Source organism: Sulfitobacter aquimarinus (genome assembly GCF_040149565.1).
In the GTDB taxonomy this organism is placed as follows: Bacteria; Pseudomonadota; Alphaproteobacteria; order Rhodobacterales; family Rhodobacteraceae; genus Sulfitobacter; species Sulfitobacter aquimarinus.
In genome coordinates this window covers 532814-546959 of sequence record NZ_JBEFLO010000001.1, presented here as the reverse complement: position 1 = coordinate 546959, position 14146 = coordinate 532814, and the positions used below count along the sequence as shown (strand labels likewise).

17 protein-coding genes and 1 tRNA gene are annotated in these 14146 nt (G+C 60.9%); 8 read left to right on the top strand and 10 right to left on the bottom strand.

Features of this window, described 5'->3' with window-relative positions; translation table 11 throughout:
• Nucleotides 1–158: 158 nt before the first annotated feature.
• The 6 genes from clpS (at nucleotide 159) to ABMC88_RS02875 (ending at nucleotide 4360) form a co-directional block, all read left to right on the top strand.
• Nucleotides 159–476: an ATP-dependent Clp protease adapter ClpS gene (gene clpS / locus ABMC88_RS02900; protein ID WP_349575320.1), complete on the top strand. Its 318-nt coding sequence runs from the start codon at nucleotides 159–161 to the stop codon at nucleotides 474–476.
• 3 nt (nucleotides 477–479) lie between these two features.
• Nucleotides 480–1472, top strand: coding sequence for a class I SAM-dependent methyltransferase (locus ABMC88_RS02895; RefSeq protein ID WP_349575319.1), 993 nt, complete (start codon nucleotides 480–482; stop codon nucleotides 1470–1472).
• A 12-nt stretch (nucleotides 1473–1484) separates the two neighbouring features.
• On the top strand, nucleotides 1485–2285 hold the full coding sequence (locus ABMC88_RS02890; RefSeq protein ID WP_349575318.1) for an SDR family NAD(P)-dependent oxidoreductase: 801 nt from the start codon (nucleotides 1485–1487) through the stop codon (nucleotides 2283–2285).
• A gap of 66 nt (nucleotides 2286–2351) precedes the next feature.
• The gene (gene hemF / locus ABMC88_RS02885; RefSeq protein WP_349575317.1) at nucleotides 2352–3242 is read left to right on the top strand and encodes an oxygen-dependent coproporphyrinogen oxidase; all 891 of its coding nucleotides are present in this window, start codon (nucleotides 2352–2354) and stop codon (nucleotides 3240–3242) included.
• 63 nt (nucleotides 3243–3305) lie between these two features.
• Nucleotides 3306–3382, top strand: a tRNA-Met gene (locus tag ABMC88_RS02880).
• Nucleotides 3383–3478: 96 nt separating this feature from the next.
• Nucleotides 3479–4360 (top strand): shikimate kinase, encoded by an 882-nt coding sequence (locus ABMC88_RS02875; RefSeq protein ID WP_349575316.1) that lies wholly within the window; start codon nucleotides 3479–3481, stop codon nucleotides 4358–4360.
• 100 nt (nucleotides 4361–4460) lie between these two features.
• Here ABMC88_RS02875 and ABMC88_RS02870 read toward each other — a convergent pair whose 3' ends face one another.
• Entirely contained in the window at nucleotides 4461–6134 is a 1674-nt protein-coding gene (locus tag ABMC88_RS02870; protein ID WP_349575315.1) for an ABC transporter substrate-binding protein, read from the bottom strand.
• Between ABMC88_RS02870 and ABMC88_RS02865 the strand changes: the two genes are divergently transcribed.
• On the top strand, nucleotides 6133–6378 hold the full coding sequence (locus tag ABMC88_RS02865; protein ID WP_349575314.1) for a hypothetical protein: 246 nt from the start codon (nucleotides 6133–6135) through the stop codon (nucleotides 6376–6378). The genes ABMC88_RS02870 and ABMC88_RS02865 overlap by 2 nt on opposite strands.
• Here the strand turns inward: ABMC88_RS02865 and ABMC88_RS02860 are convergent.
• Nucleotides 6361–7569, bottom strand: a complete 1209-nt coding sequence (locus ABMC88_RS02860) for an amidohydrolase family protein (protein WP_349575313.1) — start codon at nucleotides 7567–7569, stop codon at nucleotides 6361–6363. The two genes, ABMC88_RS02865 and ABMC88_RS02860, sit on opposite strands and share 18 nt — an antisense overlap.
• Before the next feature lie 3 nt (nucleotides 7570–7572).
• On the opposite strand from ABMC88_RS02860, the gene ABMC88_RS02855 reads away from it, so the two are divergent.
• Nucleotides 7573–8217 (top strand): EamA family transporter, encoded by a 645-nt coding sequence (locus tag ABMC88_RS02855; protein WP_349575312.1) that lies wholly within the window; start codon nucleotides 7573–7575, stop codon nucleotides 8215–8217.
• Nucleotides 8218–8272: 55 nt separating this feature from the next.
• Here the strand turns inward: ABMC88_RS02855 and ABMC88_RS02850 are convergent, their stop codons facing one another.
• The 8 genes from ABMC88_RS02850 to ABMC88_RS02815 form a co-directional block, all read right to left on the bottom strand.
• Nucleotides 8273–9082, bottom strand: coding sequence for a division plane positioning ATPase MipZ (locus ABMC88_RS02850; protein ID WP_349575311.1), 810 nt, complete (start codon nucleotides 9080–9082; stop codon nucleotides 8273–8275).
• Nucleotides 9083–9385: 303 nt separating this feature from the next.
• Complete coding sequence (gene rpmE, locus ABMC88_RS02845; RefSeq protein ID WP_348418456.1) at nucleotides 9386–9607, bottom strand: 50S ribosomal protein L31; 222 nt, start codon at nucleotides 9605–9607, stop codon at nucleotides 9386–9388.
• Nucleotides 9608–9612: 5 nt separating this feature from the next.
• Nucleotides 9613–9987 carry a 50S ribosomal protein L19 gene (gene rplS / locus ABMC88_RS02840; protein WP_349575310.1) on the bottom strand — a complete coding sequence of 125 codons (375 nt, stop codon included), beginning with the start codon at nucleotides 9985–9987 and terminating at the stop codon, nucleotides 9613–9615.
• Between the two features lie 203 nt (nucleotides 9988–10190).
• Entirely contained in the window at nucleotides 10191–11039 is an 849-nt protein-coding gene (locus ABMC88_RS02835; RefSeq protein ID WP_349575309.1) for a GNAT family N-acetyltransferase, read from the bottom strand.
• A gap of 3 nt (nucleotides 11040–11042) precedes the next feature.
• Entirely contained in the window at nucleotides 11043–11789 is a 747-nt protein-coding gene (locus tag ABMC88_RS02830; protein WP_349575308.1) for a polysaccharide deacetylase family protein, read from the bottom strand.
• Complete coding sequence (trmD, locus tag ABMC88_RS02825; protein ID WP_349575307.1) at nucleotides 11782–12579, bottom strand: tRNA (guanosine(37)-N1)-methyltransferase TrmD; 798 nt, start codon at nucleotides 12577–12579, stop codon at nucleotides 11782–11784. The genes ABMC88_RS02830 and trmD overlap by 8 nt, the downstream gene beginning before the upstream one ends.
• Entirely contained in the window at nucleotides 12576–13364 is a 789-nt protein-coding gene (locus ABMC88_RS02820) for a hypothetical protein (protein ID WP_349575306.1), read from the bottom strand. The genes trmD and ABMC88_RS02820 overlap by 4 nt, the downstream gene beginning before the upstream one ends.
• On the bottom strand, nucleotides 13364–14146 hold the full coding sequence (locus ABMC88_RS02815) for a hypothetical protein (protein ID WP_349575305.1): 783 nt from the start codon (nucleotides 14144–14146) through the stop codon (nucleotides 13364–13366). The genes ABMC88_RS02820 and ABMC88_RS02815 overlap by 1 nt, the downstream gene beginning before the upstream one ends.

Sequence of the window (14146 nt, the reverse complement as noted above, 5' to 3'; positions counted from 1 at the left end):
GGTGGTCATCCGATTGGACATATTGCGGCGCTGGCTCTTTTCTAAATCATGCTTCGCGTTATATAGAGGCGCAACATCCCGATGACCTCACCCTTACCGCAGGAGCAGCAATGCACCTAGATCCCAGACAAATTGCGCAGGCAGATCAAGTGTATTCCATGTCAGATGATGACAATGGCGACGACACCGACCTGTTGACCAAGGTCAAACCAAAGACCAAGCGCCCGCCGTTGTACAAGGTGATGTTGCTGAACGATGATTTCACGCCGATGGAATTCGTAGTGCATGTTTTGGAACGGTTTTTTGGCCTCAACCATGCGCAGGCGTTCGAGATTATGTTGACGGTCCACAAAAAGGGACTGGCCGTGGTTGGTGTGTTCAGCCACGAGATCGCAGAGACGAAAGTGACGCAAGTCATGGATTTTGCGCGCCGTCACCAGCACCCGCTGCAATGCACTATGGAAAAAGAAGAATAAGCGATGCTCGATTCGCGATTGCCACTGGCGCTGAACGGTGGCGGGTTGGAATGGCCGGAGACTGGCACGATTGGCGTTTTCGCCCCTTCGGATGCGCTTGATCTGGACGGGGTGCCGCAGGACCGTGCGCTGATAATCCACGACTCATACCCTGTGAACGCCAATTGGACGGCGCGCGGCTATCAGGTGGCTGTGGCCAGCGACGACCGCTTTGCCGCCGCTTTGGTCTGTCTGCCCCGCGCCAAGGCCGAAGCCCGCGCCATGATCGCCCAAGCCTGCGCCCAAAGCGATGGCATTGTGGTGATTGACGGACAAAAGACCGACGGCATTGACAGCATCCTGAAGGCGATGAAAGCGCGGGTCGACGTGCATGGCCCCGTGACCAAAGCCCACGGCAAGACGTTCTGGATCAATGCGCCCGCCGCCGACTGCTTTGCCGATTGGGCCGCTGGCCCCTCGCGGGGCGACGGCGGGTTCTGGACCGCGCCGGGAGTATTCTCGGCGGATGGTATTGATCTGGCCTCGGCCCTGTTGGTGGATGCCTTGCCGGACAAGCTGGGCAAGCATGTGTGCGATCTGGGCGCTGGCTGGGGGTTTCTGTCGGCGCATATCCTTACCCGCGAAGGGGTCGAGGCCGTGCATCTGGTTGAGGCTGGGCATATGGCGCTGGAATGTGCGCGGCGCAATGTCACCGACCCGCGGGCGCACTTTCACTGGGCCGATGCGACCGATTGGTCGCCTGATCACAAGATTGATACCGTCGTCATGAACCCGCCCTTCCACGCAGGCCGCGCTGCCGAGCCGCAGATCGGGCAGGCGTTCGTCGCGTCCGCCGCTCGGCTGCTGACGCCCCAAGGGCACCTTTGGATGGTCGCGAATCGCCATCTGCCCTATGAAGCAGAGCTAAAGACCCGTTTCGCACAGGTCGAAGAGCTGGGCGGTGATGCGCGGTTCAAATTGTTCCACGCCTCACGGCCCTTGCGCAAACGCCGCTGAAAAGGACGCGCTATGTCATTCTCGATCTCAGGCAAAACCGTGATTGTCACAGGGGCGGCCAACGGCATCGGCCTCGCGATTGCGCGCAACTTTGCCGACAAGGGCGCCAACGTGATGTGCGCCGATATGGACGAAAAGCGCCTCAAGGAAGAGCTGGGCGAGGCGCGGGATGAGGGCAATATCCGCTTTTTCGCGGGCGATCTGCGCCAGCGTCTGACCATCGCCAATCTGGTGTCGGCCACGATCGATGCCTTTGATAAGGTTGATATTCTGGTCAACGCCTCGCGGCAGGTGATGCCGACGCAGGCGCTGGACGTAGAGGATACCTCGGTCGAGGCGCTGCTGGAACAAAACCTCATGACCGCCCTGCGCCTGACCCAGCAAGTCGCCAAGCGTATGATGAAACAGGCCGAGGATCAGGCCGAGGGGCCTGTCGGCTCTATCATCAACCTCAGTTCGGTCGCGGCGCATCATACCCACCCCGAACTGATGGCCTACTCCATTGCCTCAGCCGCCTTGGACCAGATGACCCGCTCGATGGCGCTGGCGCTGGCACCGCACCGCGTGCGTGTGAATGCCGTGTCGTTTGGCTCTGTTATGTCCGCCTCTCTCAAGGCGTCGGTCGCCGAGAACCGCGAATGGCGTGACGACATCCGCAGCCACACCCCGCTGGGGCGGATTGCCTCTCCGACCGAGCTGGTAGAGGCGGTGCAGTTCCTGGCGGCCGAAAGCTCCAGCTTTATGACGGGGGAGGTCATGGTGGTTGATGGTGGCCGTTCCTTGCTGGACGCGGTGAGCGCACCTGCGCATTAGTCCGCACTGTTCATGGCTGGTTTTCTGTGCTGTAAAGCGCCGGATCAACCTGACAGAGAGCCTGACATGACCACCCCATTTGAAACCGAAAAAGCCCGCGCAGCCGCATGGTTCCGCACGTTGCGTGATGATATTGTCGCTTCTTTCGAGGGGCTTGAGGCCAATCACACAAATGGTCCATTCAGCGACATGAAGCCGGGTCTGTTTGAGGTGAGCGAGACAACCCGCACCTCCGACGATGGCTCGGACGCGGGCGGCGGATTGATGAGCGTGATGCGCGGCGGCCGTGTGTTCGAAAAGGTCGGCGTTAATATTTCAACCGTATACGGCACCTTGGGCGAACGTGCGCAAAAAGCGATGGCCGCACGCGGTGTGCCCGGCATGGCCGATGATCCACGGTTTTGGGCCTCTGGCATCAGCCTTGTTGCGCACATGCAAAACCCGCATTCGCCCGCCGTGCATATGAATACCCGCATGTTCTGGACGCCTGGCGCATGGTGGTTCGGCGGCGGTTCGGATCTGAACCCCTGCATCGAATACGACGAAGACACAGCGCATTTTCACGCAACCCAGCAAAAATACCTCGACCCGCACGGGACCGAGATTTACCCAAATCTCAAGGAGTGGGCGGACGAATATTTCTATATTCCCCACCGCAACCGCGCACGCGGCGTGGGCGGCATCTTTATGGATGATCGCAACACAGGCGATTGGGAGGCGGATTTCGCCCTGACCCAAGACATTGGTCGTGCATTTCTGCCCGCTTTTGTGCCGCTGGTGGAAAAACGCAAACCACAGGCGTGGTCTGACGCGGACAAGGACGCGCAACTGGTGCATCGTGGACTTTATGCCGAATATAATCTGGTCTACGACCGCGGCACAAAGTTCGGTCTTGAGACTGGACATGACGCGAATGCGGTGCTGATGAGCCTGCCTCCGATGGCAAAGTGGGTATAGTCGCAGAATTTGCTACTTTGTGCCTTGACGCAGGCAGGCTGCTCCCATAATCCACCCCGCAGTGGCGTTATAGCTCAGTTGGTTAGAGCGAACGACTCATAATCGTTAGGTCCCTGGTTCAAATCCAGGTAACGCCACCACCTATCTCACATTCTTGCCGTGTCCGAAGGCTGTGCCCTTTCATGCAGTTCGGACAAAAAGTTTGGGCATTTCCTGAAACAAACTACGTTTGAGTCATGGGCCGCGTAAGCAACACCCCGGATACGGACGACCCCCGCCACGCTTTGACAAGCCGGCTGGCGCGGCGCGTACGCGAAGTGCGCAAGCAAAAGGGTTTGCCGCGCCGTGTTGTTTCCGAACTGTCGGGGGTCTCTCATCGGTATCTTGCCCAGCTCGAAGCAGGCGAGGGGAATATTTCGGTTGTTTTGCTTGAACGCGTGGCACGGGCGCTGGGTGTTCCGATAGAGGCGCTGATCGCGCAGAAGATTTCCGTGACGGCCGAATCAAACTCCATTGCGGCGCTGTATGACGTCGCCAGCGACGATGTGAAGGCTCAGGTGCGTGCATTGCTGCGAGCTGACAGGCCGACTGCGCAGGCGCGCCGTATGGGCCGCATTTGTTTGCTGGGGCTGCGGGGCGCGGGAAAGTCGACCCTTGGCAATTTGTTGTCAAAGGCGTTGGGCATTCCGATGATCAAGCTGGACACCCTGATCGAAGGTGAATCTGGTATGCCCCTGCGCGAGGTCCGCACGCATTACGGGGCCGACGGGGTCCGCCGTCTGGAGGCTGAGGCGTTGGATCGCGTCATTGCAATGCCCGAACCTGTTATCATCACGGTGTCTGGCGTGTTGGTTGAACAGGACGCCGCCTATGCCCGCTTGCGCGAAAGGTTTAACACGATCTGGCTACGCACCTCTCTGGCGGAACATGTTGCGCGTACGGGCGTACAGGGCGAACAGGAGCCGCCGCTTTCCATGGCGCAGGTGCAGACGCAGATGGAGGCCCTAGGCCCGCTTTATGCCCTTGCGCAGGCGCAGTTGGATACATCGGGCCAGAATGTGCAAAGCTCTTTGCAGTCGTTGCTGACGCTTATCCGCGAGAACAGATTTATTTCCTGAACGGCCGCCGGGTGGCACGCACGGTTGCAAGACCAATCCCATCAAAAAAAGGGCCGCGCAGATCGCGCGACCCTTCAACGTCACCGAAGGACAGGGTGGGTTATGACCACGCCATCCGTGCGGGGTGGTACTCAAAGCTGATGTGGTGCTCGGCACCTGTCAGACCTTCTTTGGTGTGGTTGTAGAGCGAGCGCCAGTACGGCTGCAATGTCACACCTTCGCTTTGCATCAGGGCCTGACCCTTCGCCATGATGGCGCGACGCTTTTCGACGTCGGCAGTCGCCAGCGCTTCTTTGAGCAGTGTGTCGAACTCTTCGTTTGACCAACCTGCCTCGTTCCACGCCTCGCCCGAGCGGTAGGCAAGCGCCCAGATCTGCACGCCAAGGGGGCGGTGGTTCCAGTTGGTGGAGGAGAACGGGTATTTGACCCAGTCATTCCAGAAGGTCGAGCCGGGCAGGATTGTCCGCTTTACCTTGATGCCTGCGTCGCGCAGTTGTGCGGCCACGGCGTCGGTGGTGTCTTTGCGCCATGCATCGTCGATCGAGAACAGCTCGTGCTCGAAATCGCCCATGCCTGCTTCGTCCATAAGCGCCTTGGCTGCGGCTGGATCAACCTTTTGGGCTGGCAGTTCGGCGTATTCGGGGTGCATGGGGCCAACATGGTGGTTTTCTGCGGGGATACCGCGCCCGCCATAACCCAGCTCTAGCAAGACGTTGTTGTCTACAGCCATCGCAAGGGCGCGGCGCACGCGGGCGTCCTCATACGGCTTTTTGCCGTCGACTTCGGCCAACTGGTTGGGGCGGATCACGATGGTCGCCGCTGTGGCGATCTCGTGCTGGTCCCAGCCGCCGAGGCCGTTCATGATGTCGATGAACTCACCTTCCATCGAGTAGAATGCGTCGACTTCTTCGGCTTCGGCTGCTGCAATCCATGCCGCAGGGTCGGTGCCATAGTCGATGTATTCCAGGCGGTCGATGTAGGGGCCGCCGAACACTTCTGTGCCCCACCACGTGTGGTCTTCGTTCTTGACCAGCACGCCTTTGACGCCCACCTCGAGCGATTCTGGCAGGTAAGGGCCGGTGCCGACCGGGTTTTCCAGCATGTTGTCAGCCGAGAACGTGCTGTGCACGATCGCCGCAGGATAGTCGGCCATGCCGGCAATCAGCGTGATGTCGGAAGCAGGCAGGTTCAGTTTGACAGTGTGGCTGTCCACAACTTCAATCGCGCCTTCGATGGCCTTTTCGGTGCCTGCGTCGATCAGCGTGGCGAAACGGCCCGCCATGGAGTTGCCTTCAAGGGCTTTGTCACACCAGCCGGTGATGTTGCGCGCAACGTCTTCGGCGGTAAAGTCGTCGCCGTTGTTCCACTTGACGCCCTTGCGCACGTTCAGGGTGTAGACAGTCGCGTCGTCGTTGATTTCCCAGTTTTCCAGCAGACCGGGTGAGAACGTGCCGTCGTTTTCATAGATGGCAAGATATTCCAGCCAGCCGCGTGAGAAGTTGGCGATCTGCGACCAGTCATAGGTGCGGGGATCTTTCAGCGCGCGGACTTCCATCTGCATGCGCACGGTGCCGCCCATCTTTTTGTTGCCGTGGCCGTCGGCCATTGCAGGCGCTGCCATACCCAGCATGGAGTATGCGGTGGCCGCAGTTGCGCCAAAGGCGCTGGCCAGTGCCAGAAACTCGCGGCGGTTAACCGGATCGGCTTTTGCCTGTTCTGCGCTGTCCAGAATGGCTTGTGGCAGCGGCGTGCCGGTGCGTGTGGTGAATGTCATGGTCTTCCTCTCTGATGTACGTATGGCCTTTGGCCCGGCGGGCCATGTGCCACATAAGACCCGTTTGAACGGGTTCGGTGATACGGGTTATTCCCGCTTTTGGTACCAGTGCCTGTCGGGTCAACGCGACCTGCGCAGGCGGAACGGTTGGATGATCGGGGTCTGGGCAGCATCCGTCAACCCCGCGATGGATCAATCAGCCATTTCAGCCGCGCGGCGCGCTGTATCAGTAGGGGGCTTTTAGCGAGTGTTGCGCGATTGGTTTCAACGGGCGCAGGGGGCTGCGGCCTGCAACCAGGCTCTCGCAATCAGTCGCGTCGCTGATGCGCAGCAGCGACAGCGGCGTGTCTTCGATATAAAGTGCGGGCAGGCCCATCGCGGTGCGGGCATCGGTGGTGATCATGGGCAACCACTGCGCCATCGGCGGATCTAGATGGGCCGTAAGGGCGCAAAGATGCAGGGCCGCCAGCGGATCAAATTGCCCCAGGGGACAAAAGGCATCTGCGACGTTATCCGAGCCTGTCAGAACGGTGACACCCGCCGCCCGCAATTCGCGCAGCCGCGTTATGCCGCGGCGGTCAGGCGTGCCCCTGCGCCTGTCTTGCAGATACAGGTTGGTCGTGGGCAAGGCGCAGACCGCAATGCCTGCGCGGGCTAACTTGTCCGCGATGCGGGCAAAGGCTTCTGTATCGCGGTCCATCAGACTGACGGCATGGCCGCATAGGACTGGCCCGTCAAATCCGGTTGCAAGGGCCATGTCGGCAATGACCTCAAGCCCGTTCAAATCGCCCAACCCTTCGTCGACGTGAAAATCAAGCGGTAGGCCGTATTGCGCCGCCAAAGCAAAGATCTGCTCGATGCCCTGCTGCATGTTGCCATGCCCCTGAACAAAAGCGCCAAGAGCGCCCCCTGACTGCGCGGCTGCCTGTCCCACGGGCTTGGCCCAGTCTGGGTCTGCCATTAATTCGACCCCTATCAGCGGACAAAGCTGCAAGGTGATGTCCGTGCTTTGCTCTGCGATCTCGCGCAGGACATGCCACGCACGCGGCGGGGTCGGGTTGGTCCCCCAATCGACATGGCTGCGCAGTGCGCCCACGCCAGCGCTGCGGGCCTCTGACAGGCCGCGCGTGGCGCGGGTTCGGATGTCATCATCGGTCCAGCGGGCCTTGTCGCGCGACTGGGCCGCTATGGCAGCCGCAAGGTCCCCCGCCACAGGGCCAAGCCGCCCGATGGTGTGGCATTTATCCAGATGGCAATGCGGATCGGTCGGCGCGGGGATAACCACCTGCGGATGTGCGGTCACCACTGCCGTCTCTAGGCCCACGATTCGGTGGTCTGCGATAACAGGCGCGCCGCGCTGGCAATCCCCAATGCGCTGCCCGCCAAAAGCATCCGCACGACGCAACAGGCTGCGGGGAATGGCGATGTCTTGCATGGCTTGATCCTTCTTCTTGTGCCTTCAGATATCACGCATGTGGCACCTGTCGAGGATATGGCGCTTTACGCCGCCTGCAAAACCCGCCACCCCTACGGGGATGCACCGCATCTTAAAGGCGTATTGATTACCGCGCCCGGCGTTCTGTTCGTCGTGCCAGATAGTTTGTTTGTGCGGCTGATCGAGGCGGACGCGCTGGTCATCGCGTTTTGGCGCATGGTGGCTGCGGGCGTGTTGACCGCTGTCGGGCTGTTTGTGTGGCAAGGTATCGCGCCGTTTCGAGCGGTGTTGAAGACGGGGGCCGCTGGGGTCGTCTATGTGATCTGCACAGGGCTCAGCGGGGTGCTGTTCGTGCTGGCTGTGGCCCATACTTCGGTCGCCAATGTGGTGTTTATCGTTGCCTCGATGCCTGTCTTCGCAATGATCTTTAGCCGTGTGTTTCTGGCAGAGCCGATCACGCGACGCATGTTGATGACCATTCTCGCCGCGGCGGCGGGGCTGGGCATTATCGCCTACGGTTCGGGCGAAACCGAAGGCGCATCGTGGAAAGGGGATCTGACGGCGCTGGTGGTCTCCGCCATGTTCGCTGCGGGTTTGGCGGCGGCCCGTCCGGTGCGCCATGTCTCGATGGTGGCGGCGCTGTGGTGATGGGGGCGTTGTTTGCCTCGAACGTGGTCTTGCTGTTTAGGCGCAGACCACTGACCTAAAAGTCCGCGTCAACACCCGGCAGGTTCAGCGCCTTGATCAGGTCGCGCAGTTCCTGCCGCGCGGCGACATTCGAGATATTGAGCTGTTTGACGCCAATATCCTTGAGGTCCAGCAATGTCAGACCACGGGGGAACAGCTCGCGGAAAATCACACGCTCGTTAAAGCCGGGGGCGATGCGAAAGCCGATGCGCTTGCTCAGGTTCTGGATCGCACGCTCCATCTTTTCTTTGTTGACCATGCGCTGCGCGCCCATGCGGTTGCGCACCACGACCCAGTCGATCGGCGGCAGGCCCGCCTGCGCACGCAACTGCCGCGCATTCCACACCATTTCGGAATAGACGGAAGGGCCGGTGATCTTGTCGCCGGATGCGTCGATATGGGCCAGCAAGTCAAAGTCGATGAAGCTGTCGTTCAGCGGCGTGATCAGCGTGTCTGCCAGACTATGCGCAACCTGACTAAGGCGGGTGTGCGATCCGGGGCAGTCGATCAGGATGAAATCGTTGTTCGGCTCAAGCTCGGCCACAGCGGCGGACAGGCGGTGGTCATAGACGTTCTCGCCGGGTTGCAGATCGCTCGCGTTCACTTCGGGCAGTTCATGGCACCGTGGGCTAGGCAGGTCGATGCCCGCCTCGGCCAAAAAGGATTTGCGATTGTCGGAATAGCGCCCGAACGTCCGCTGGCGCAGGTCCAGATCCAGTGCGCTGACCTTGTGGCCCATCCGCGCCAGTGCTGTGGCGACATGCATGGAAACCGTCGATTTCCCCGCGCCGCCTTTTTCATTTCCGACGACGATAATATGCGCCATGCTGGATGCCCTTTTGGTAGATGCCCCGCAGGTACGAGGCTGATTAAACACCACTATATGTAGGGTGTGACGCTTTGAAAAGCGGTGAACGCGTTGATGCCAACGCACCAAGGATTCCTGTTGCTTTTACAGCCCGAAAACGGATCGGTATGCAGAGGCCGGTTCTCGTCCGCACAGGTGACCACTGCGCCTTTCGCCATGCGGTGTGTCGGACATCGGGGCAATGATGCCAAGCTGCCACAAACGAAAAAGGCGCGGGTCCAACTGGACCCACGCCTTTTATCATTTCTACAAAAGCAAAGCTTACAGCGTAAGACCTGCGTATTTGTTTTTGAACTTGGACACGCGGCCGCCGGTGTCCATCAGACGGCTGGTGCCGCCGGTCCATGCAGGGTGCACGGAGGGGTCGATATCAAGCGACAGCTGGTCGCCTTCCTTGCCCCATGTGGACTTCATCTCGACGATGGTGCCGTCGGTCATTTTCACGTTGATCGTGTGGTATTCGGGATGTGTATCGGTTTTCATCTGATTTACCCCTTCGGTGCTTTGTAGTTTGTATTCTCGACGATACGCGCGGATTTACCACGGCGCGAGCGGAGATAGTACAGTTTGGCGCGACGCACACGGCCACGGCGGACCACGGTGATGCTGTCGATGTTGGTGGAGTGCAGCGGGAAGACACGCTCCACACCTTCGCCGAATGAGATTTTGCGAACTGTGAATGCGCCGGCGATGCCTTTGCCGTGCTTGCGGCTGATGCAAACACCTTCATAGTTCTGCACACGGGTACGTGTACCTTCGGTCACTTTAAAGCCGACGCGGATGGTGTCACCGGCGCGGAAATCAGGGATTTCCTTGGCAAGCTCGGCGATGTGCTCCGCTTCGATTTCTGCAATCAGGTTCATCTGACGCTCCTATGATGCTCGTGGTATGCCACGAAGTTTTTACGGTGATCCCAGAGCTTTGGTCTGTCCTGTCGGGTCTGCGCACAGCCCACCAAAGGTAGCATCGTCTTTGCTTTGATTGTGTCCATAGGACACGCGTCCAGAATCGCATACGCGGGCCAGACCTGTGCCGTATAGGCGCGATTGCAATGGTGGGCAAGGGTTCAGTAGAGCTTCATATCCATCAGCACGATCTCGGAATACATATGATCAATCTCGGATGGCAGCAGGCTGTTGCCTTTGTAGAACCGCGCCACCTCGATCGGGGTCGTTTCGTCCGGTGTGGCACCTGCCGCAAGGCGGGTATCGACGCTGAACACCGAAGGGGTGTCGGGCAAAACCGTATCGGCAACGGCCCGCCCGTGACGCGCCAACAGATCGGGCTGGCCGACATAGACGACTTCGTGTGTGACGTATTCATCAACCTTTTGTTTGACCGACAGCACCAGCGTCAGCAGGCCCTCCGCAGTCTCGATCGCAACAGGTTTCAGGTTCAGATCCGCGTGATCGCGCAGGACCTGCGCATCGACGGCGCTCAACGCGGCCTCGGCCAACGGGTCGCGCGTGTGGCTTAACGCGGTCCCGCTGCTTTTCCGCCAGACGTGGCGCGCATCGTCCAGCACCTTAAATCCGATGCGGTCCACCAACGGCAGCGCCGCCTTGGCGCTGGTCAGGTTGGTCGAGGTCACCTGCGGGTCGGCCATCGCCGTGTGCATCAACTTCTCGCCCAAGCCCATCCCGCGGTGGGTCTTTAGCACGTACCAAGACGTGAGGTTGCGGTAGCGTTGCGGCCCGCGCGGGGTGTGCCGGAGGCTGTCGTTCATGCCCATCACACCGACCAGTGTTTTGCCGTCCCATGCGGTCACCGCAAACTCACCCTGCGCCCCGCCCCAGCGATTGGCCAGCAGGCGGGTCCATCCGTCACGTCCCCATTTGGCGCGGGGGAAGGCGGTGTGCATGAACGCTTCGACCTGCGTGCGCTCGGACGTGGTGGCAAATCTGATCTCGACCATAGCTCAGGCGTCCTTTTGCATTTGCGGCACGTCCAACCACATGCCCTGTGTGCGGGCGAACAGGCGGTCGGTGAAGTGCCATATAGCGGCTTCGGTTTGCAGGTGGTGCGTGACGTATCCGACAGGGCGGTGCGGGCCGCTTGTGCGGCGATCGGCCAGATGCTCTATCAACATCGCCAGCATCTTGTCCTCACCGCGAAAAACGCGGTCGTATTTCCAGCGGATCGGGTCCAGATGCGCGTCGATATGGGTCAGGCCCGCGATGGGGGCAGCGTCGCCGCGCCCTTCGTAAGCGCTCAGGAAGGTGTAGCCCCAATCGGGCAGCTGCCTGCGGATGGCACCGCCGATACGGTTCCACGGCGGCACAAAGCCCGCCAGCAGATGAGGCATATCAACCTCTTGCAGCAGCGCCCAGCCGCGTGCCAGATCGGACCGTGCCAGCGTTAGATCACGGGCATTGCCCACCTCGGAGGCCGGATCGCCCTTGGGCGCGTGGTTCACGTGTCGCAGCCCGTGTTGCAAAACCCATACCGTATCCGTATCGCGCAGGCGTTGGGCAAGGTCGCGTTGCACGCCGTCAGGGATCACCGACAGATGCGCGGGCACGCGGTAGCGGTGTGATAGCTCCAGCAGCGTTTCCAGATCAGGCGTGACCGTTTGCGCGTCATCATCACGCCACCACAGGCGTGGGGTTTGGCCAATGGCCTCCCATGCGGCCAGCTCGGCCTCAAGTGCTGCCCAGCTACTCATCCTTGTTCTCGGGGTGCTTGGCCCACAGATCGGGACGGCGTTCAGCGGTCAGTTTATGCGACATCTCACGCCGCCATTCGGCGATCTTTGCGTGGTTGCCCGACATCAGAACAGGCGGGATTTCACGGCCCATCCATTCGGCGGGCTTTGTGTACTGCGGATGCTCCAACAGGCCAGCCGAGTGGCTCTCCTCGACCGTGCTGTCGGCATTGCCAAGCACACCGGGCAGCAGGCGCACGGTGGCGTCGATCATGGCTTGGGCTGCCAGCTCGCCTCCGGTCATCACAAAATCTCCAAGGGAGACTTCGGTGATGCCGTAATGTTCGATCACCCGCTCGTCCACGCCTTCGAAACGGCCGCACAGCATGGTGACGCCTGCGCAGCGGGACAGATCACGCGCCATTGCCTGATCGAACCTGCGCCCGCGCGGCGACATATACAAGATCGGCCAGCGGCCTTGGGCGCGGGTCTGGACATCCTCGATCGCGGGGCCAAGGACGTCAGCACGCAGCACCATGCCCGCGCCACCGCCCGCAGGTGTGTCATCGACGTTGCGGTGTTTGGTCAGCCCGTGCGCCCGCAGATCATGCGCGTGCAGTTGCCATGCGCCTTCCTTCAGGGCGCGGCCCGTCAGGCTGCCGCCCAAAACGCCGGGGAACATCTCGGGGAAGAGGGTGATGACATGGGCTTGCCAGACGCCTGCATAGTCGGGAGTGTCCTGCATCAGCTCGCGGGGCTTGAACGTGGCGGTGACGCGCTGTTTGCCGTGGCTGCGGGTGGGCGTGGTCATTGCTGGTTTCCTTGCGCCAGACGCGCCGCTTTGGCGGCGTTGCGGGCGTCTGCATCTGAGTGGGCTCTGTTGATCTGTCGCAAATCTTCGAGGGTCTGTGCATCCAGTTGTGCGTTCTGCACAGGCTGCGGCACAAGCGCCGTTCGCAGTGCGTCGGGAATATCGCACAAGTCCAGCACGGGGTCCGCAGGACCCAGCGGCAGGCCCGCGCAGTCTTCCAATGCAAACGAATGCACAGGCGCAGGCACACGGCGCGAAATCTCTTGCACTGTCTGCGCCAGTTCAGCGGCGGCAGGGTAGCTGGCGCAATAGGTGTCGAAATCCTGCGTCATGCCCGAGGACTTCACATGCTCGGCCCAGGAGGAGCGCTGCCATGCCGCAGAGTCGCGGGTGGAAAAGCAAAACACCACAGGCGTTTTGGGGAATGCCCGCTGGGCGCGTTGCCAGTACAGATACATCAGCACGGGTGCGGCTGAATAATCGGCTAGCGCACCGCGCCCCGGCATATGGCCCGAAAGCTCCTCGGCACTAATGAGCAAGGTGCGGCGGGGCATGCCAGGCAGGTCGGCCAGCAGCGCGTCAAAGCGGCGGCTTACCTTGTCCAGCGCATCCGCCGTGCCATAGGTCGAATACCCACGCGTCGCGTGCATCAGCTCTTGCATCTGCCCTTTGAGGCGAATGGCAAGCGCGGGCATCAGCGCCTTGCGGTTGGCGCGCAAAACCGCCTGCACCGTAGAAGTGCCTGTCTTGTGAAATCCTGCGTGCAGAACAATCTTGCGGGGCATCAGCCGGCACCTTGGATCAAGGCACGCTTTGCGCGGCGCAGCTCTGGCGTGCCGAGGTCAGAGCGGTTCAGCGCCAGCAACTCGGCCTTGAGCGTTTCTGACTGGGCAGCATTGCGGGTGTCTGACGGGGTGAGGCCTGCACGGCGGGCCGCTTCAAAGCCCAGGCGGTCCAGCACTGCGCCTGCAAGGCCAAGGGGATCGTCGCTGTAATCCTCAAGCGCTGCGATGGTCAGGGTGTGGCCCGCGATTTCGGGGCGGATCAGGTCAAACACCGCGCCGTGGTCGGCGGACGATCTCATGCGTTTGAGGTAATCCTCTTCGTCCCAGACCATGCGGGACGCCCGCAGATGTTGGGCATAGCAACTGCGCAACCAAGGTTCTGCCGTGCGGGTGGTAAAGAAGAATTCGACCGTATCGTCGGGGGAGGCTGCGTTGAAGGCAACAGACAGCGCCCGCATCAGATCGGGTGCGGCGCCATAGCCGTGCAGCCCGTGACGGCCGGGCATATGCCCGCTCAGGTCCTCACTGCTGAGAATGATCGTGGTGGCCTCTTCGGCATCAAGGTGTTCTATCAGTTGGGCGGTTTCGTATTTCACCAACCCCAGATCGTAATCCTCACGCGATTTGCTATAGGCGCGGGCGCTTTCGCACAGGGCCGTCATGCCGGGGCGCAGGACCAGCCGGATGTCGGGGCGCAATGCGGCGCGATTGGCCCGCAGCGTTTGTTGCAAATGGGTGGTGCCCGTCTTGTGAAAACCCGCATGGATCAGGATCCGCCGCAT